We start from the raw sequence: 18,329 nt of genomic DNA, 5'->3' as shown, positions 1-18,329 counted from the left end.
CATGCAGGACCTGTTCGATCTCGATCTTCTGCGGCGCGGGTTCGCCGAATTCGCCGAGGCCGCGGGGGCTGCGCTGGCCGACGGCTGGATCGCCGTTCAGGTTTCTCTGATCGTCCTGCTCTACCTCGTTGCCTTGCAACTGGGTCGGTGGCTGCGCCCGCCGCTCGGCCGCGCGCTGGTGCGGTTCGAAAGCCGCGCGCGCGTGGCCGGCGCCGTGCGGGCGGCGCAATCGGTGCTGTTGCCGGCGGTCTATCTGGGGCTCATCTGGATGGCGATGGCCGTGCTGCGCCAAGTCACCTGGCCAAGCCGGAGCTATCTGCTCGGCGTCGCGGCAAGCCTGCTCACTGCCTGGATCGTGATCCGGCTCGGCACCTCCCTGATCGCTAGTCCTGCGCTCGCCCGCGTTCTGACCGTGGTCGCCTGGTCGCTGGCGGCGCTCGACATCATGGGCCTGCTGACCCCGCTGATGCAGGGCCTGGACGCACTGGCGATCGAGATCGGCCAGCTTCGCATCTCCGTGCTCGGCGTGATCAAGGGCGCCGTCCTGCTCGCGGCTCTGATCTGGGCGGCCGGCTTCGCCGCCCGCGCGCTCGAGCAACGCATCGGCCGCTGGGGCCAGATCACGCCATCGGGCCGCGTGCTGCTCACCAAGCTGATCCGCATCCTGCTGATCGGTTTCGCCGTGCTGATCGCGCTGAACAGCGTCGGCATCGACTTCACCGCCGTCGCGGTCTTTTCCGGCGCGGTCGGCCTCGGCGTCGGATTCGGCCTGCAGAAGGTGGTGTCGAACCTGATCAGCGGCATCATCTTGCTGCTCGACCGCTCGGTGAAGCCGGGCGACGTGATCGAGGTGGGGCCGAGCTTCGGCTGGATCAACACGATGGGGACGCGCTACGTCTCGGTCGTCACCCGCGACGGCAAGGAATACCTGATCCCGAACGAAGACCTGATCACCCAGCGGGTGGTGAACTGGTCGTTCACCGACAATCTGGTCCGGGTCGAGGTGACTTTCGGCACCGCCTATGACAGCGACCCGCATCAGGTCCGGCGCATCGCCGTCGAGGCGACAAGGAAGCCCAGGCGGGTGCTGGCCGAACCGGCGCCGGTTTGCCATCTCGCCGGATTCGGCGAAAGCTCACTCGATTTCGTGCTCCGGTTCTGGATCGCCGATCCGCAGAGCGGGGTGATGAATGTCAAGGGCGAGGTTCTGCTCGCCATCTGGGACGCGTTCCGCGAGCAGGGCGTCCGCATTCCCTATCCGCATCGCGAGGTCATCCTGCGTGACCCGGTCCGCGTGACGAGCCAGCCGAACGCCGATTAGCGGAACAGCTTCCGCACGGCTTCGGCGCCGAGGCCGACCTTGTCGTAGTGCGCGCGGCAGAGCCCGATATAGTCGTGCACGTCGAAATGGCCGGCGGAGTTGCCGTTCTCGTCGAGCCAGATCAGCGGGCCGGTGACGATGAAGAAGACCTTCATCGGGTCCTTGTGCTCATAGGCGACCAGCGTGTGGGCTTCGCCCGGCGTCTCGTAGACGAAATCGCCGGCGGTCGCCGTCCAATCGTGCTCCAGATAGCCCCACTTGCCGGAGATGGTGTAGGCGAATACCTCGTGCGGGTGATAGTGCCGGTTCACCAGGCCCGCGCCCTTCGCCATCAGGATGTCGCACCACCTGTTCTGCGCCGGCGAGATCCAGAGCGGCCGTGACGAGACCGTCTCGCTGAACGGGACGTAATACCGCTCGTCCTCGGTCGGCGCATTGGCGAGATAGACCTCGGCCAGCGCGTCGGGCTTGAACACCCGCGTGATCGGCTTGATGTCGCGCCAGAACTCGGATGTGGCGGTTTCCGGCATGGTCTCCTCCCTGCAAGGTACGGCGTTCAGATATGCATGCCCCCGTCGGCCATGATCACGGACCCGGTGGTGAAGCTCGACCGGTCGGAGGCAAGGTGCAGAACGGTTTCGGCGATCTCCTCCGCCCGGCCATGCCGGCCGAGCGGTATGATGCCGTCGAGGAAGGCGGTGGCATCGCGGCCGATGGCGCCGCTTAGGCCCTTCTCCACCTCGCGCTGGAAGCCGTTGTCGATCGGGCCTGGCGCTATGACATTGACGCGGATGCGGCGCGGCGCCGCCTCTTTCGCCACCACGCGCATCAGGCCGATCACCGCATGCTTGGCCGTGGCATAGGCAGCGATGCCGGGATCGGCGGTGACGCCGACCACGCTGGAGGTGATGACGATGCTGCCTCCGTCGCGCATCCTGGGCAGGCCGTACTTGCAGGCGAGGAAGCTCGCCCGCACGTTCACCGCCATGACCGCGTCGAACACGTCTTCGGGATAGTCGGTCACGGGCCGGATCGCGCCGCTGATGCCGGCATTGGAGAACAGCACGTCGATGGCGCCCAGGCGCGTCGCGGCCGCGTCGAGATAGGCGCGCGCCGCCGTGGCGTCGGCGACGTCGGCGGCGAAGGTTTCGGCACGGCCGCCGAGCGCCGCCGCCGCGGCGCGCAGGCCCGCTTCGTCACGGTCGACCAGCAGCACGCGGGCGCCCTCCGCGACGAAGCGCCGGGCGGAAGCGAGGCCCAGGCTTCCGGCGCCCCCGGTGACCACCGCTATCTTGCCGTCGAGCACGCCCATCGCTGCCTCCGTCATGCCGCGTCGAAATGGCCGAGATAGGCGCGCTGCACCGCCGGATCGGCGCGCAGGCGCGCCGCGTCGCCCTCGCCGACCAGGCGCCCCTGCGCCATCAGATAGCCGCGATCGGCGATGGCGAGGCTGCGCTTGGCATTCTGCTCGACCAGCAGGATGCCGATGCCGCCCTCGCGGATCCGGGTCAGCGCGCGGAACAGCTCGCCGCAGATCAGCGGCGCCAGGCCGAGGGACGGCTCGTCCAGCAGCAGAATGTCGGGCGCCGACATCAGGGCGCGGCCGATCGCCACCATCTGCTGCTCGCCGCCGCTCATCGTGCGCGCCGCCTGGCCCAGCCGCTCGCCGAGCCGCGGAAACAGCGCCAGCACCCGCGCCAGATTGGCGGCCTCGCCGGCCCGCGCCCGCCGGGCGAAGGCGCCCAGCATCAGGTTCTCGCGCACGGTCAGCTCGCCGAAAATGCCGCGGCCTTCCGGCACCAGGGCGAGGCCCGCCTCCACCACGGCATGCGGCGGCAGATCGGCGATCTCGCGGCCAGCCAGGCGGACGCTCCCGCCGGGCGCCGAAGGCAGCACCCGGGCGATCGTCTTTAGAAGCGACGACTTGCCGCTGCCATTGGCGCCGAGCACGACCACGATCTCGCCCTTGGCGACCCGCAAGGCTACGTCGTCGACGGCGCGGTGCTGGCCATAGGCGACGGAGACGCGCGCGATCTCAAGCATCGTCGTCGCCGAGATAGGCGCGCACGACTTCCGGATCGGCCAATGCCGCCTCGACCGTGCCCTGGGCGATGACGCGGCCGGCATTCATCACCACGCAGCGGTCGCAGAGCGAGCGGATCGCATCCATCACATGCTCGACCATCAGGATCGCCATGCCTTGCGCGCGCAGGGCGGCAACCAGCTCGATCCCCTGCCGGAGCTCGGTCGGATTGAGTCCGGCGAGCCATTCGTCGAGCAGCAGCAGGCGCGGGCCCAGCGCCAGCGCGCGGGCGAGCTCGAGCCGCTTCTGGTCGATATAGGTCAGCGCCTCCGGCAGGGCATCGCCGCGGCCGCCGAGGCCGACGCGGTCCAGCAACGCCTCGATCTCGGCCGCCGCGCCGGTGCCGAAGACACGGCGCCGGCCGAAGGCTAGCGCCGCGGCCACATTCTCGCGGCAGGTGAGCGAGCCGAGCGGACGCACCAGCTGAAAGGTCCGCGCGATGCCGCGGCGCGCCACTCGGTGCGGCGGCAGGCCGTGGATCGCCTCGCCGGCCAGCGCGACCTGCCCGGCATCATGGCGCAGCGCGCCGGAGATCAGGTTCAGCACGGTGGTCTTGCCCGATCCGTTCGGCCCGAGCAGGCCGAGGATCTCGCCCTCGCCGACCGCGAAGGAGACGCCGTCGACCGCCACCAGCCCGCCGAACCGGCGGGTCAGGCCGTCGACTTGCAACAGTGCGGCGCCGCTCACGGTGCCGCGCCCCGGCGCAGGCGGGCGCTCGCCTGCTCGACCAGGCCGGTGATGCCGCGCGGGATGGCATAGACGATCGCCATGAAGGCGAGCCCGATCAGGATGCTGAAATGGTTCGGGAAGCGCGCCAGCAGGAACTCGAACAGCAGGGTCAACGGGATCACGCCGAGCAGCGGGCCATACAGCCGGTGCGCGCCGCCCAGCAGCGCCATGATCAGCACCTGAAACGACACCACCGGATTGAAGGCGATGGCCGGGTCGATATAGGTCCAGCGCGGCGCCATGATGGCGCCGCAGAGCGTCATGAAGCCGGCGCTGAAGGTAAACAGCGCGACCTTCGCCGCCGTGGTGCCGATGCCGAGATGGCGCGCCACCACCTCGTCGTCGCCGATCACCCGCAGCGCCAGGCCGAGCCGCGAGCGGCGGATCGCGTAGCCGGCCCCGAAGACCAGCGCCGTCAGGCCGAGCAGCTGCCAGTAGATCTGCTCCTGGCTGATGTCGACGAAGACATAGCGGCCGAGCGTCCGGGTCACGTTCACCTCGAACCAGGTGACGACCTGGCGGATCAGCTCGGCCAGGCCGAAGGTGAAGATGACGAAATAGACGCCGGAGAGGCGCAGCGTCGCGAAGCCGACCACCAGGGCCACCACGCTGCCGGTGCCGAGGGCGATCAACAGCACCACCGGCCAGGCCAGCACCTCGCCCAGCACCGCCACCGTATAGGCGCCGATGCCGAAGAAGGCGACGGTGGCGAGCGAGACATAGCGCGTCGGGCCGGAGAACAGGGTCCAGGCGGTCGCCAGCACCGCATAGTTCAGGATGCCGATTGCGAGCGAGAGCTGATAGCCGTCGGCGATCCAGGGCACGAAGGCGAGCAGCCCGAGCGCGAGCGCGGCAATGGCGACGATGACCGCGCCGCGCCTCACCGCGCCGCCCGGCCGAACAGGCCCTGCGGCCGGACCAGCAGGATCGCGAGGAAGATCGCGTAGGTGGCGGCGAGCGTGAGGCCTGGGTCCACCCAGGTGGCGACGAAGGTCTCGGTCAGCCCCAGGATCAGCCCGGCGACCAGGCAGCCGAGCAGATTGCCGACCCCGCCCATGATGACGACGATCAGCGCCTTCATGGTGAAGACCACGCCGATATTGGCGTTGAAGGTCAGGAACATGGAGACCAGCACGCCGCCGGCGGCGACCAGCGCGCCGCCAAGCGCGAAGCTCGCCGCCGCCACCTGGCGCACGTCGATGGCGACGAGGCCTGCCGCGACCGGGTCGACCGCCACGGCCCGCACCGCCGTCCCGATCCGCGTCCGCGTCAGCGCGAGATAGAGCGCGAGGCCGAGCACCAGGGCGAAGCCCAGCGCCAGCAGGCGGTTCGCCGCGATGGTGACATCGGCGATGACCACCGGCACGGAGAGAAAGCCGTAGCTGTAATAGGCGCCGCCGAAGGCGACCAGCATCAGCCCCTGCACGACGAACAGCAGCCCGAAGGTCGCGAGGATGCTGTCGACTTCGAGCTGCTCGCGCAGCTTCGCGCGGCGCACCAGCGGCGTCAGAGCCAGCCGGTAGATCAGCCAGTTGACGGCGAAGGCCGCCGGCAGGATCAGCGCCAGGCCGAAGATCGGATTGATGCCGCCCGCCGTGTAGAGCCACCAGGCGGCGAAGGCGGCGACGATCACGCCCTCGCCATAGGCCAGGTTCATGATCCGCGCGACGCCGTATTGCAGGTTGAGGCCGAGCGCCACCAGCGCGTACATGCCGCCGAGCACCAACCCTGCGAGCGTCGCCTCGAGCAGGATCACTTGCGCCGCCCTATTTCCTGTCGCGCCAAGGGTGATCGTACAGCATGGCGCAAGAGGGCGCGGCCGGCGTCATGCGCCGGCCGCTTTCCGCTCTCCCCCTCAGGCCCGATTACGGTTTCCAGGCCGGCTTCGGTACGATCAGCTCGGCGACGCCCGGGCGCTGCGGCGCGACACCGGTATAGAAGCCGTTCTGCCACTGGCCGAGCACCCAGAACGCGTCCTTCGGCATGTTGCCTTCAAGCTTGATCTTGCCGAGCACGGTGTCGAAGGTCCCGGTCTGCAGCTCCTTGATGATCGCCGGCCGGTCGATCTTGCCGACCCGCTCCACCGCCTGCTGCAGCATCTGCAGCGAGGCATAGCCGACCTGGCTGCCCCAGTAGTCGGGATCACGGCCATGCATGGCATTGTGCTTCTTGCGGTATTCCGCCGTGCCCGCATTGTCCTTCGACAAGCCGCCCAGCGACATCACGCCCTCGGTATTGGCGCCGAACTTGCCGGGATAGAGCGGGAAGCCGACGCCGACGCCGAGGAACATCACCTTGGGCGAGAACGAGGCGACCTTGGCCTGGTCGGTCAGCGCCACCGTGTCGGGCGGATAGCTGAAGGCGACGAAGGTATCGGCGCCGGAGCGCTGCGCCTCGGCGATCAGCGGCGACAGGTCCTGGGTGCCGATCGGATAGCTTTTGTCGTAGACCAGCTTCATGCCGGCTTTGGGCAGGGCCTCGCGGGCCGCTTTCGACAGGTCGATGCCGAAGCCGTCGGCGATGCTGATCATCGCCACGTTGGCGTTGATCTTGCCGACCTTCTGCTGCTTGGCCAGCAGGTCGGCCAGCGCGCCGACATACATCTGGCTGGTGCCGAGGAACCAGAAGCTGTTCGGCCAGCGCTTGGCCAGCTCCGGCGCGCGGTCGGTCACCGCGCTGAAGGCGAGCTGTGGATAGCCGTATTTGTTGAACACCGGCCCGACCGCAAGGTTCAGCCCGGTGCCCCAGGGCGGGAACAGCAGGTCGACCTTGTCCTGGGTGACCAGGCGCTCGACCGCGCGCACCGCCTCTTCCGAATTGGACCGGTCGTCGTATTCGATCACCTCGATCGGCACACGCTTGCCAATGCTCTTCAGCATCAGCCCGCCCTTGTCGTTCACCTCCTTCACCCACATCTGGTAGTTCGGGATCTGGGTGATGTTGGCGCCGCCGGCATTGGGCCCGGTCTTCGAAATGGCATAGCCGATCTTGATCGACTTCGGCTCCTGCGCGGACGCGGTGCCGGCCGCGAGCGCAAGGCACGCCGCCACCGACGCAGCCCGGATCAGACCGCTCATGCGTTGCATCGTCTGGCCTCCCTTGTTGTTCCGACCGCGCGCGCGATCGGGTCTTGCCCTCCTCATAGTCCCGTTTCGAGCCGGCAACTTGCCTGGGAGCGCACGGCGGCTTTCCTGACAGCGCAATCGGCTCCGCCTGCTGCGGTGCAGCAGACGGTCGGCATTTACGGCCCAGATCGCGCGAGAGTACTCTCCGGCGTCGGACGTCCTGGGCGGGGAGGGCCGTGGGCGCAATCGCCGTAGTGTCCACGCAAGAAGTCGGCAGGCCCGATCGCCTGGCGCTGTGGGGCGAATTCGTCCGCCGCCATATCGGCCACCTCGCCGCGGACACCTTCGGCGACAGCGGCTTCGCCGGCCGGCTCGAGCTCGGCAGCCTCGGCCATTCCAAGCTCTGCCGCATCATCGCCAGCCGCCACCGCGTGGTGCGCACGCCGGAGCTGATCCGGCGCGACGATCGCGGCTATGTGAAGATCGTGGCGCAGATGCGGGGCGTGGCCTGTTTCGAGCAGGCCGGCCGCAAGGTGGTGCTCTCGCCCGGCGAGTGGAGCCTGTACGACACGACCCGCGCCTACATCGTCTCCAATTCCGATGCGATCGACCAGATCGCGCTGCTGCTGCCGCGGGACGATCTGGAGCGTCTCGGCATCGATCTCGATGCGACCGTGGTGCGCCGCTTTTCCGGCCGCGACGGCGTCGGCCGGTTGGCTTACGAGTATCTGACCGCCGCGTTCCGCCACCTGCCGGATATCGCCGATACCGACAGCGAGGTCGTGACCGGCGTCGCCAACCTGGTGCGGCTCGCCGCGCTGGACAAGGCCGGCATCGACACCGAGGCCTCCTTGCGCGAGGCGGCGTTGAGCCGCGTGCGCGCCCTGATCGAGGCCAACCTGCACGATCCCAACCTGTCGGTGGAGCAGATCGCCGCCGCGCTCGGCCGCTCCAAGCGCTATCTGCACAAGCTGTTCAGCGACGAGGGCGAGACGCTCAGTGCCTATCTCTGGCGTCGCCGCCTGGAGCGCATCCGGCAGGATCTCTCCGATCCCGCCTGCCTCGCGCGCTCGATCACCGAGATCGCTTTCGCCTGGGGCTTCAATTCCTCCACCCATTTCAGCCGCAGCTTCCGCGACCGCTTCGGCGTGCCGCCGCGCAGCTATCGCAGCACCGCGCTCGCCGATGCCGGCTATTGGCAGCGGATGGCGGTCGCCGGCGGCGCATAGCTCGGCCGTAGGAACGCCTCGCCCGGGTCGCAGCTTTCCCTTTCAGGGACGCAATCCGGCAAAGAGGCTGATCATGCTGTGGCGACTTGACCATTTGCGCAATTTCAAGCTGCACGCGACCGACGGCAGGCTCGGCTCGATCGTGGACGTCTATTTCGACGACCAGGACTGGCAGGTCCGGTGGCTCGTGGTCGATACCGCCTGGCTGTTCGGCCGCCGCGTGCTCCTGGCGCCGCCGGCGCTCGGCCGGCCGGACGAGATGGCGCGCGAGCTGCCGATCAGCCTGACCCAGGAGAAGATCAAGCACGCGCCGGATGTCTCGACCGACAAGCCGGTCAGCCGGCAGAACGAAGCCAGTCTCTATGCGCATTATGCCTGGCCGCCCTATTGGGCCGCCGGCGTCGGCGCCTGGACGGCGGTGCCGGTGCCGCCGGCGGTCTACCCTTTGCCGAACCAGCCGCCCGCGGGCGGCGCGCCGCCGATGGATCGCGGCCGGGCCGAAGCCCTGGCGCAGGAGGAGGCCCGGCGCGACCCCCATCTGCGCAGCGGGCGCGAGGTGACCGGCTACCACATCGCGGCGACGGATGGCGGCATCGGCCATGTCGAGGATGTGCTGATCGACGACGACGGCTGGCGCATCCGCTACCTCGTCATCGACACGCGGAACTGGCTGCCGGGCCGCAAGGTGATCGTCGCGCCCACATGGGTGCGCGAAATCTCCTGGCCCGACCGCCAGCTGACCGTCGCCCTGACCCGCGAGCAGGTCGAGCAGAGCCCGGAATTCAATCCGCAGGAGCCTCCGCGGCGCGACTACGAAGGCCGCCTCTACAAGCATTATGGTCAGACGGTGTACTGGGAGTAGATGGGCGGACGCGGCCGGAACGCCGCTCAGGATGCTGCCGGCGGCGTGGTCTCGGGGGCGCGGCCATCCAGCAATTGGCGGAACGACGCCGCGCGCGCGATGATGAAATCGTTGAACGCACGGATGCGCGGCGTGTTCTTCAGCGCGGCATTGGTGACGAGATAGAAGCTGTAGCCGAAATCGGGCATGCGAAAGCATTCGACCAGCGCCTCGCTGCTCGACTGCATGCACGGCAATGGGCCTACGCCGAGACTCGCCTTGATAGCGGCGACCATGTTCACAACGCTGACGCATTTGGTGCGGAAGCTGTCGGGCGGCGTCACCGCCGTCATCCATTGGAACGGGTCGAGCTTGCCGAGCGGCCCGTCCACCCCGATCACGCTGTGGCCTGCCAGTTCCTCCACCGATCGGGGCACGCCGCGCCGCGCGGCATAGGCGGGGCTGCAATAGACTGCCCAGGCGCCCGGCGCCAGCCGGCGGTACACCACGCCGGAATCGTCCGGCTTCTTCTGCGACCGGATCGCGATGTCGGCTTCGCCGGCGGCGAGGTCGAGCCGCCGCTCGGTGGCAATGGTCTCGACGCGGATCTGCGGATAGAGCTCCATGAACTCGGCGATCCAGGGCGTCAGGATATCGTTGGCCAGGGTTTCGGTCGTGGTCACGCGGACCACGCCGCCAAGATGGCGACGCTGCTGGCCGACCGCCTGTTCGAGACCCAGCGCGGCCTGCTCCATCTTCTCCGCCGCCGCCATCAGCGCGGCGCCGTCTTCGCTCAGGCGATAGCCGTCCTGACGCCGGTCGAACAGGCGAAGCCCGGTCGCCGCCTCGAGCGCGGCCATGCGGCGGGCGACCGTGGTCTGGTTGACGCCCAGGCTTCTCGCCGCGGCCAGCGTGCTGCCGGACCGCGCCACGGTCAGGAAAATGCGGCAATCGCCCCATTCGAACATCGGCGCATTCTGCAGGAATGCAGAACAAAACTGCAAGACTTCGGCTGTCGGCCGGCATGGGGAGGGGCTATCCAGCAGGCCATGGCATCACTTGCCGCATCCGAGGGGGACACCACGATGCTGAAACTCTACGCCGATCCGGCCGCGACGACCTGCCGGCCGGTGCTGCTGTTCGCCGCCGAAGCGCGGCTCGACCTGGAAATCGTGCCGGTCGATCTGATGGCGGGCGAGAACCTCGCCGAGGCCTTCGCGCGCATCAATCCCAACCGCACCGTGCCGGTGCTCGAGCATGACGGGTTTCGCCTGACCGAATGCTCCGCCATCCTCAAATACGTGGCCGACCTGATCAGCTCGCCGGCCTATCCCTATCAGGCCCAGGCCCGCGCGCGCATCAACCAGTGGATGGACTGGTTCGTCACGCTGTTCCTGCAGGACTACAATTACGGCCAGGTCTATGCGCGCGTGCTGCCGGGCTATGCGCTGGCTGAGCCCGGCGAGAGCGAGCGGCGTGCCTGGCATCTGGCGCGGGCCCGCGCGCGGCTCGCCGTGCTGGACGCGGCGCTCGCCGAAACCGGCGCCTTCGTCTGCGGTCGGCAGATCACGCTGGCCGACTATCTCGGCGCCTGCTTCGTGACCTTGGGCGAGCTGATCGATTTCGATCTCACGCCGCATCCGCATGTCTGTCGCTGGATCGCCGCGATGAAATCGCGCCCGGCATGGGCGCCGGTGCACGCGGCCTTCAACGGCTGGCGCAACGCCATCCAGGCGCAGCGGCAGAACGCGGCCTAGCGGAACGCAGCTTCATCGCATCGACGGTCGGACCGGCCGGGCAACGCGCCCGGCAAAGGAGAAGCCATGTCTCAGCGCTACGATTTCTACAATCTGATCCACAAGGGCTTGCGCCTCGGCGCGGCGCGCCTGCTCGCGCGGATCGGCTCGCTCGATACCGCCGACGGCGATGCCGCCGCCGCACTCATTGCCGACCTGCGGGATTTTCTCGCCCTCGCTTCCTCGCATCTCGTGCATGAGGACCGCGAGATCAACGGCCTGCTGCGGCGCCATGCGCCGGACGTGGCGGCGGCGCTCGATACCGATCACGCGGATCATCAAGAGACCTTCGCTGCGCTCGAGCGGCTCATCGCGGGCCTGGAGAGCGCGCCGCCGGCCCAGCGCGCGGCCGCCCTGCGCACGCTCTATCTGCGCTTCACCACCTATGTCGCCGACGACATGCTGCATATGGCGCGCGAGGAGGAGGTTGCGCTCCCGGTCTTCCATGCCCATTTCACCGATGCGGAGCTTGCCGCAGCCGAGGCGCGCATCATCGCAACGATACCGCCGGAAAAGCTCATGCGGTATCTCCGCCTGATGCTGCCGGCGGCGCCGCCGCAGGACCGCATCGCCTTCCTGCGCGACCTCAAGGCCGGCGCGCCGCCGGAGGCGTTCTCGGCTATCCTCGACCAGGCCGCGCGGCCCTCGCTGGCGCCCAAGGACTGGTCGCAGCTCTGCCGGGAATTCGCCGTCGCCGCCTGAGGCCGCCATGATCAAGGGACTGCACCACATCGCCTTCCGCTGTCGCGACAGCGAGGAAACCCGTGCCTTCTACGAGGAAGTGCTGGGGCTCGAGCTGGTCAAGGCACTGCCGATCGAACGGACGGTGACCGGCCGGACCACGCATGCGCTGCACACCTTCTACGCCATGGGCGACGGTTCCGCCGTGGCGTTCTTCGAGGAGCCGGCGCAGCCGTTTGCGTTCAAGGACCAGCGCGATTTCGACCTGCACCTTGCGCTCGAGGCCACGCCCGACGCCATTGCCAGGGCGCGTTCGGCGGCGCTCGCCCGCGGGCTCGAAGTGCGGGGGCCGACCGACCACGGTTTCGTCCGCTCGACCTATTTCCGGGACCCGAACGGCTATGTGGTCGAGCTCTGCGAGCGCCAGCCGCGGCGAAGCGAGGCCGGTACGGGCGCGAAGTCCGAGGCGCATGCCGTGCTGGCGCGATGGCGCGATTCCGTCGCCGCGCCGGGCGCCTGAACCGCGCCGGCATCCTGCGGCACGACCTGCGTCGTAAGCGCGGCCGGTAGGATCTAACGCAGGCAGGCATTGCCGCGGGCGATCGCCTGCGCGCTCGGTGGAAAACGGTCCAGCGCCCAGTTCGCCGGCGTCGTCGGCGTGGGGCCGACCAGCGGCGCGATGCCGATATCGTCGAAACTGCCGCGCACGCGGATCGGCATGTTGAGGCGCAGCAGGTCCATCCCGCGGCTATCGGTCTCGATCAGCAGGTCCAGCCGGCGCCGGTCGAAGGCGATATTGCCGGTCATGCGCAGCGCCATGTCCGGCGTCACCGCCCGCACGGGACGGATCCGGCCGGTGCCGTTCTCGATCTCGGCCAGCCCCACGAAGCATTCGATCGGGGTCCAGCCGCTCCTGTCGCGGAACAGGGCGCGGATATCGGTCGAGACACGCTCGGCCAGCGAACGCGCGATGCGGCCCTCGCGCAGCACCAGCACCGCATGGCCGCCAAGGCCGGCGAGGGCATCGCGCACCACCCGGCCCGCCGCTTCGAGATGGATCTCGCCGCTCAATGCGCCGGCGATCTCATCGACGGCAACGCCGAGATGCTGCGCCAGCTCGCCGACCCGCACGCCGTCGACGGTCGCAAGCCCGGTCCACCGGCCGGCCCCGTCGCCGGCCGGCCGGCCGGATGCCTGCAGGCCGACCTTGCCTTGCGCGACGTCGAAGCCGAGGCGGTCGATGCCGATCTCCCCGGAAAGCAGGCGCAGTTCGGCCCGCAGGTCCGCCACTTCGATGCCCTGAAATCGCGCCGCGGCGGCGCCGAGGCGGGCGGCGAGGTGGGTGCTGCGCGCGGCCGGCACGTCGAGCGACAGGTCGCCGAACGGCGCAGGCGCGGCATCGTCCCGACGGCGCAGAACCTCGTCCAGGTCCAGCCGCTCGAACTCGCCCGCGATCTCGACGGCATCGGGCACGTCATGCGTCCCTTCCTTGAGCGCGATGTCGCCACGGAACGGGCTTCCGGCCAGCTGGCCGGTGGCGTCGTCGAGCTGCCAGTCCAGCGTGCCGCGCCGCAGCCGGCCCGCGATCTCGATCGGTGCGCCGAGATCGACCGCGGCGCCGAGCGCGGTAAGGAAGCGACCGATATCGGGCAATGAAGCGCGTGCCTCGCCGTCCACGCCCTCGAAATCCAGCGGGCGCATCGTCCCGCCTTTGAAATGCAGGTCGCCGCCGGTCGCGGTCATCGTCATCTCGATCCCGAACGGCATATCGGTCCGGCGCATCGTGGTGAAGGAACCGGTGCGCGCCTCGAGCGTCGCCGGCGTGCCGTTGTAGCTGCCCTGCCAGGCAAGGCGCGCCGGCGATGCCGCGTCCTCGGCGCCGACCGCCACCCGGTCGAGACCGATCCGGATCTCGACCCCGCTTTCGGCGTCGCGGTAGATCACCAGCCCCTCGGCCAGCACGAAGTCGATCAAGGTCGGGAACTGGCTCCGGTTCTTGGGGATCAGGCCGCCGCCGCCGCCATCGCCCATCTTCCAGTTGCCGATCCGGCCGGGCCCGCGCTCCAGCACGACCTTCAGGCCGCTGCCCCTCATCCGCCGGTATTCAAGCGCGCCGCCGAGCAGCGACCATGGATCGATCTCGGCGGAGAGCCGTTCCAGCGACACCATCTCCGGCTCGCCGCCCCAGGGCGCATTGCCGACGCGAAGGCCGCGCAGCTCCAGCGCGACCGGCAGGCCCCAGCGGATGTCGAGCGCTTCGATGGCGACGCGTCGCCCGGTCGCCTCGCCGGCCCAGCGCTCGACAATTGGCCGGAGGTCGACCGTGGCCAGAACGATGGCGAGGGCCGCCGCCATTGCCACGACCAGACCCGTCGCGACGGCCAATACAGGCCATATCCGGCGCATCCAGGCTCCTATTCTTCGCGTCACGTCCAGCCTCAACGCGCGGGGGCGCGATGATATCCGTCTGAACCGCTCAAGAAATTTTCAATTGGGGGTTCGGCGACCGCTGTCGACCGGCTTGCCCGGGATCGACCTTCTCCGCCGACGAAGAGGGCCTGGAGGCCGGCCCGCCGGCAGGGGCACGGGCAAAGCTTGGAACTTGGAACTGGCGCCGGTACTGGCCGGGCGCAACGCCGGTCAGCCGTTTGAACAATCTGCGGAAGAAAGCGGAGTCCTCGTAGCCGACCCGCCATCCGATCTCGTCGATGGAGTCGGACGTCCGCTCCAGCCGGCGCTTCGCCTCCTCGATGCGTAGGCGGTGCACATAGGGGAGCGGCGCAAGGCCGGTTGCCTTGGTGAAGCGGCGCTTGAAGGTGCGCTCCGCCAGACCGGAGCGGCTGACCATCTCCGTCACCGTATCGGCGACGGAAAAATGCTTGGCGAGCCAGGTCTGGGCATCGAGGATTGCGGCGTCGCCGTGGTCGCGCCGCCCCTCGAAGATCATGAACGGGCCAAGCCCGTCATGGTGCCATTGCAAGGCGAAGAACTTCGCCACCGCCTGCGCGGCGGTCAGGTCGGTGTGACGGGCGATCAGATACAGGGCCAGGTCGTGCCACGACATCGATGCGCCGCAGGACACGAACTGCTCGCGCTCGCCGGCCACCACCAGGGTCTTTTCCGGGTGCAGCGGGACGTCCGGATAGAGGCTTCGGAAATGAGACGCATAGACCCAGTGGATGGTGGAATCGCGGCCGTCCAGCAAGCCGGTCTCGGCCAGCAGGAAGACGCCTGAGCAGGCCGAGCAGAGCTTGGCCCCGCGGCCGTAGACCTGACGCAGCCAGCCGACCAGTTCGGGATAGCGCCCCTTCTCCCATCGCCCATCTCTCGCCACCAGCGACGGCACGATGACGATATCGGTCCTGTCCAGTTCGCCGACGCTGCGGTGGACCTGGGCGGTCGTGCCGCCGGCCAGCACCATCGGGCCGGCGGCCGTGCCGACGATCTCGACCTTGAACGGCGGCGTGTCCGATGGCATGCCGACGAAGTCTTTGAGCATGGGGAACGCGTTCAGCACATCGTAGAGGCCAAGCAGGGTCGAGACCGACGCCTCCGGAATGGCTACGAGACTGACATGCAGGGGCGGCTGGCTCGGCATCTCACCGTCGAGTGGCATGAACGGACCGGTATTGACACGTTACGCTCTCGTGTTTCGCCCTGCCAAACACCATCGTGCCCGCGATCGGACCAATCCGCACGTTGCACAATGGTGATGACGATGAACGTCGATATGCAGAAGCTCAATGACCTGGTCGGCATGGCGGTCGGCGACATGTCGTCCGCCCAGGGTGGCTTCATGATCAGCGTCGGCCACAAGCTTGGGCTCTACCGCGCGATGGCGAATGCCGGGCCGCTGACCTCCGGCGAAGTCGCCGCGCGCAGCGGCTGCGCCGAGCGCTACGTGCGCGAATGGCTGAACGCCCAGGTCGCCGGCAAGTACGTCGCCTATCATCCGGGGAGCCAGACCTACGAGCTGACTCCCGAGCAGGCGATGGTGCTGGCCGATGAGCAGAGCCCCGTCTTCATGCCGCCGGCCTGGTCGGTCAACGCCACCATGTGGGCCGACGAGAGCAAGATCCTGAACGCGTTCCGCACCGGCAAGGGCATCGGCTGGGGTGAGCACGATGAGCGGCTCTATTGCGGCGTCGCCGCCTTCTACCGCAACGCCTATCAGGGCAGCCTGGTGCAGGAATGGCTGCCCGCTCTGGAGGGCGTCACGGCAAAGCTGGAGGCGGGCGCCAAGGTCGCCGATATCGGCTGTGGCCATGGCCACTCCACCATCATCATGGCCAAGGCCTATCCGAAGTCGTTCTTCTGGGGCTTCGACGTGCACGAGGAATCGATCGTCGAAGCGCGCCGCAATGCCGAGGTGGCGGGCGTCGCCGATCGCGTCGGCTTCACCGTGGCGCAGGCGACCGACTATCCGGCCAACCAGTACGACCTGATCTGCTACTTCGATTGCCTGCACGATATGGGGCATCCCGACAAGGCGCTGCAGCACGCCGCGACGTCCATCGCCAGGGACGGCACCGTGATGCTGGTCGAACCTTTCGCCGGCGACCGGCTGGAAGACAACATCAATCCGATTGGCCGGCTCTACTACGTGGGCTCGGCCGCGCTCTGCTGCGCCCACGCGATCTCGGAGAACGGCAACTACGTGCTGGGCGCCCAAGCCGGCGAGGAACGTCTAGCCCACCTCGCACGCGCCAACGGCTTCCTCAACTTCCGCCGCGCCATGGCGACGCCGTTCAACCTGATCCTCGAAGCGCGGCTCTGATCCTCGATCGATCCTGACGGCCAGGCGGCGTCGGTCCGGCGGGGATCGCGGCTGGCGATCTTCGCCGCGATCGCGGCTGGCCGCGACTGCGGCATGGGTGAAAAATGTCTCTCGCACAAGCAGATCTTGTCTCCAGCTCCCGGCCGGCGGCGGATTCCGCCTGGCGCCGGCGCGCCGACGAGGGGCGCGCGCTGCTCCGCCTGGCGGCGCCCATCGCGCTGATCGCGCTGGTCAACATGGGGATGAGCGTGACCGACACGGTCATGGTCTCGGCGCTGTTCGGCGCCGATGCGCTGGCGGCAGTGGCGGTCGGCAGCGATCTCTATTCGATCGTCTTCTATCTCTGCGCCGGTGTTCTTGGTGGCATCGCGCCGTTCTATACGGCGGCGGTGACGCGCGCCGACGGCAATGACCGCGCGCGGCTCGAGCGGATCGGCTGGGCGACGGTCGTTCTGCTGGCGGGGTTCACCGTTCCGCTGGTCTGGCTCGCGCCGATCTGGCTCGAAAGCTTCGGCCTGGAACCGGCTCTGCTGCAGCGCGGCCAGGGCTATACGCGCGCCGTGGCGCTGATGCTCCTCCCCATGCTCGGCGTCATGCTCTACCGCACCATCCTCACCGCGGCGGAGCAACCAAAGGTCTTCCTGAAGGTGACGCTGGCGATGCTGCCGCTCAATGCGGTCGCGAACTATGTCCTGATGCTGGGGCTCGGCCCTATGCCCGCTTTGGGCCCGACCGGGGCCGGTGTCTCCTCGCTGCTGGTCGCGGCGGCGAGTCTCGCGGTGCTTGTCTTCATTGCCCGCCGAGCATTTCCCGCCGCACACCGCGCCGATGCGCCGTTCGACTGGCGGGGCATGGCGGCGGTGCTCCGGCTCGGCATCCCCATCGGGATCACCATGACGGCCGAGACCGGCATCTTCCTCGGCGCGACGCTCTATGCCGCGACGCTCGGGGCGGCGGATGTCGCCGCGCATACGCTGACACTCCGGATGGCGGGCATCGCCTATGCGGGCTCGGCGGCGCTGCTGCAGGCGGCCATGGTGCGCATGGCGCGTGCGGAGGCGCTTGGCGATGCCGCGACTGCACGGGCCGTGGCGGCGAGCAGCATCGTGCTCTCGCTCGTCTTCGGCGCGGCGATGTGCCTGATGCTGGTGCTGGGTGCCGGGCCGCTGGCCGCCGTATTCTTCGATGCCGGTGCCGCCGGCATCAAGGCGGCGGAAATTGCGACGGGCCTCCTGATCCTGCTCGGCGTGCTCCAGTTCGCCGGCTATCCCTCCCTCGCGGCGGCCGGCCTGCTGCGCGGGCGCAAGGATACCCGCGCGCCGATGGTCTACATGCTGGTCGGCTATTGGGCCGTCGCCGCGCCGCTCGGCCTCTATCTCTGCGAGACGCTGGCGCTCGGCGTCACCGGAATCTGGATCGGCCTCACGACTGGCGCCTTCGCCACTGCCGGATTGACGCTCAGGCGGCAATGCAGCGCCGCGTCTTGAAATTTGCACCACGCGTAACTATATGTCCGGATGCCCTGCCTCTCGGCGGGGCACGTTCTTTGAATGTGTGCAGACAGTCGTCCTACAGGCGCGAAACCGGCCCGGCGCCGACGCCTGCGCGCTCGAAACCGATCCCCGGGCGCAGCCGAATTAGAAAATACCTGAAAAATCAAGCTCCTAGCGCGGTCAAGCGCGCCCCGCCATTGGCTCCCATAGGCAATTATAGGACGCCATAGGCAATCATAGGCTCCCATAGGCCGCCACAGGCTCCCATTGGACGCCATAGGCTTTCATAGGCCGCCATAGGCCGGCGATTTGCG

18 protein-coding genes are annotated in these 18,329 nt (G+C 68.6%); 8 read left to right on the top strand and 10 right to left on the bottom strand.

Annotated elements, in window-relative coordinates; all coding sequences use genetic code 11:
- Position 1: 1 nt before the first annotated feature.
- Positions 2-1,321 (top strand): mechanosensitive ion channel family protein, encoded by a 1,320-nt coding sequence (locus tag DT074_RS06770; protein ID WP_119419061.1) that lies wholly within the window; start codon positions 2-4, stop codon positions 1,319-1,321.
- Here DT074_RS06770 and DT074_RS06765 read toward each other — a convergent pair.
- The 7 genes from DT074_RS06765 to DT074_RS06735 form a co-directional block, all read right to left on the bottom strand.
- Positions 1,318-1,851 carry a 2,4'-dihydroxyacetophenone dioxygenase family protein gene (locus tag DT074_RS06765; protein ID WP_119419060.1) on the bottom strand — a complete coding sequence of 178 codons (534 nt, stop codon included), beginning with the start codon at positions 1,849-1,851 and terminating at the stop codon, positions 1,318-1,320. The two genes, DT074_RS06770 and DT074_RS06765, sit on opposite strands and share 4 nt — an antisense overlap.
- Positions 1,852-1,877: 26 nt before the next feature.
- Positions 1,878-2,648, bottom strand: a complete 771-nt coding sequence (locus DT074_RS06760) for an SDR family NAD(P)-dependent oxidoreductase (protein ID WP_368744503.1) — start codon at positions 2,646-2,648, stop codon at positions 1,878-1,880.
- Complete coding sequence (locus DT074_RS06755) at positions 2,645-3,364, bottom strand: ABC transporter ATP-binding protein (RefSeq protein ID WP_119419058.1); 720 nt, start codon at positions 3,362-3,364, stop codon at positions 2,645-2,647. The genes DT074_RS06760 and DT074_RS06755 overlap by 4 nt, the downstream gene beginning before the upstream one ends.
- The gene (locus tag DT074_RS06750) at positions 3,357-4,091 is read right to left on the bottom strand and encodes an ABC transporter ATP-binding protein (protein WP_119419057.1); all 735 of its coding nucleotides are present in this window, start codon (positions 4,089-4,091) and stop codon (positions 3,357-3,359) included. The genes DT074_RS06755 and DT074_RS06750 overlap by 8 nt, the downstream gene beginning before the upstream one ends.
- Entirely contained in the window at positions 4,088-5,017 is a 930-nt protein-coding gene (locus DT074_RS06745; protein WP_119419056.1) for a branched-chain amino acid ABC transporter permease, read from the bottom strand. The genes DT074_RS06750 and DT074_RS06745 overlap by 4 nt, the downstream gene beginning before the upstream one ends.
- Entirely contained in the window at positions 5,014-5,889 is an 876-nt protein-coding gene (locus DT074_RS06740; RefSeq protein ID WP_119419055.1) for a branched-chain amino acid ABC transporter permease, read from the bottom strand. The genes DT074_RS06745 and DT074_RS06740 overlap by 4 nt, the downstream gene beginning before the upstream one ends.
- A 109-nt stretch (positions 5,890-5,998) precedes the next feature.
- Positions 5,999-7,219 carry an amino acid ABC transporter substrate-binding protein gene (locus DT074_RS06735; protein ID WP_119419054.1) on the bottom strand — a complete coding sequence of 407 codons (1,221 nt, stop codon included), beginning with the start codon at positions 7,217-7,219 and terminating at the stop codon, positions 5,999-6,001.
- Positions 7,220-7,452: 233 nt separating this feature from the next.
- Between DT074_RS06735 and DT074_RS06730 the strand changes: the two genes are divergently transcribed.
- Positions 7,453-8,427, top strand: coding sequence for a helix-turn-helix domain-containing protein (locus tag DT074_RS06730; RefSeq protein ID WP_368744501.1), 975 nt, complete (start codon positions 7,453-7,455; stop codon positions 8,425-8,427).
- A gap of 73 nt (positions 8,428-8,500) precedes the next feature.
- Positions 8,501-9,289, top strand: coding sequence for a PRC-barrel domain-containing protein (locus DT074_RS06725; RefSeq protein WP_119419052.1), 789 nt, complete (start codon positions 8,501-8,503; stop codon positions 9,287-9,289).
- Between the two features lie 26 nt (positions 9,290-9,315).
- Here DT074_RS06725 and DT074_RS06720 read toward each other — a convergent pair whose 3' ends face one another.
- Complete coding sequence (locus DT074_RS06720) at positions 9,316-10,236, bottom strand: LysR family transcriptional regulator (RefSeq protein ID WP_119419051.1); 921 nt, start codon at positions 10,234-10,236, stop codon at positions 9,316-9,318.
- A 117-nt stretch (positions 10,237-10,353) separates the two neighbouring features.
- Between DT074_RS06720 and DT074_RS06715 the strand changes: the two genes are divergently transcribed.
- From DT074_RS06715 to DT074_RS06705, 3 genes are all read left to right on the top strand, one after another.
- Positions 10,354-11,025 (top strand): glutathione S-transferase family protein, encoded by a 672-nt coding sequence (locus DT074_RS06715; RefSeq protein ID WP_162914681.1) that lies wholly within the window; start codon positions 10,354-10,356, stop codon positions 11,023-11,025.
- Between the two features lie 66 nt (positions 11,026-11,091).
- Positions 11,092-11,766 (top strand): hemerythrin domain-containing protein, encoded by a 675-nt coding sequence (locus tag DT074_RS06710; protein ID WP_119419049.1) that lies wholly within the window; start codon positions 11,092-11,094, stop codon positions 11,764-11,766.
- Between the two features lie 7 nt (positions 11,767-11,773).
- Entirely contained in the window at positions 11,774-12,265 is a 492-nt protein-coding gene (locus DT074_RS06705) for a VOC family protein (protein ID WP_119419048.1), read from the top strand.
- Positions 12,266-12,318: 53 nt separating this feature from the next.
- Here DT074_RS06705 and DT074_RS06700 read toward each other — a convergent pair whose 3' ends face one another.
- The gene (locus DT074_RS06700; RefSeq protein WP_162914680.1) at positions 12,319-14,130 is read right to left on the bottom strand and encodes an AsmA family protein; all 1,812 of its coding nucleotides are present in this window, start codon (positions 14,128-14,130) and stop codon (positions 12,319-12,321) included.
- 91 nt (positions 14,131-14,221) lie between these two features.
- Complete coding sequence (locus tag DT074_RS06695) at positions 14,222-15,343, bottom strand: GlxA family transcriptional regulator (RefSeq protein ID WP_368744500.1); 1,122 nt, start codon at positions 15,341-15,343, stop codon at positions 14,222-14,224.
- Between the two features lie 120 nt (positions 15,344-15,463).
- Here DT074_RS06695 and DT074_RS06690 point away from each other — a divergent pair, with 120 nt between their 5' ends.
- Both DT074_RS06690 and DT074_RS06685 read left to right on the top strand, forming a co-directional pair.
- Positions 15,464-16,522 carry a class I SAM-dependent methyltransferase gene (locus DT074_RS06690; protein WP_368744499.1) on the top strand — a complete coding sequence of 353 codons (1,059 nt, stop codon included), beginning with the start codon at positions 15,464-15,466 and terminating at the stop codon, positions 16,520-16,522.
- A 104-nt stretch (positions 16,523-16,626) separates the two neighbouring features.
- Positions 16,627-18,009, top strand: a complete 1,383-nt coding sequence (locus DT074_RS06685; RefSeq protein WP_119419044.1) for an MATE family efflux transporter — start codon at positions 16,627-16,629, stop codon at positions 18,007-18,009.
- Positions 18,010-18,329: the final 320 nt, after the last annotated feature.

The organism is Desertibaculum subflavum (assembly GCA_003576705.1).
Taxonomy (GTDB): Bacteria; Pseudomonadota; Alphaproteobacteria; order Ferrovibrionales; family Ferrovibrionaceae; genus Desertibaculum; species Desertibaculum subflavum.
Note: the sequence above shows the minus strand (reverse complement) of the source record. Positions and strands in the feature narration are given on the sequence as shown.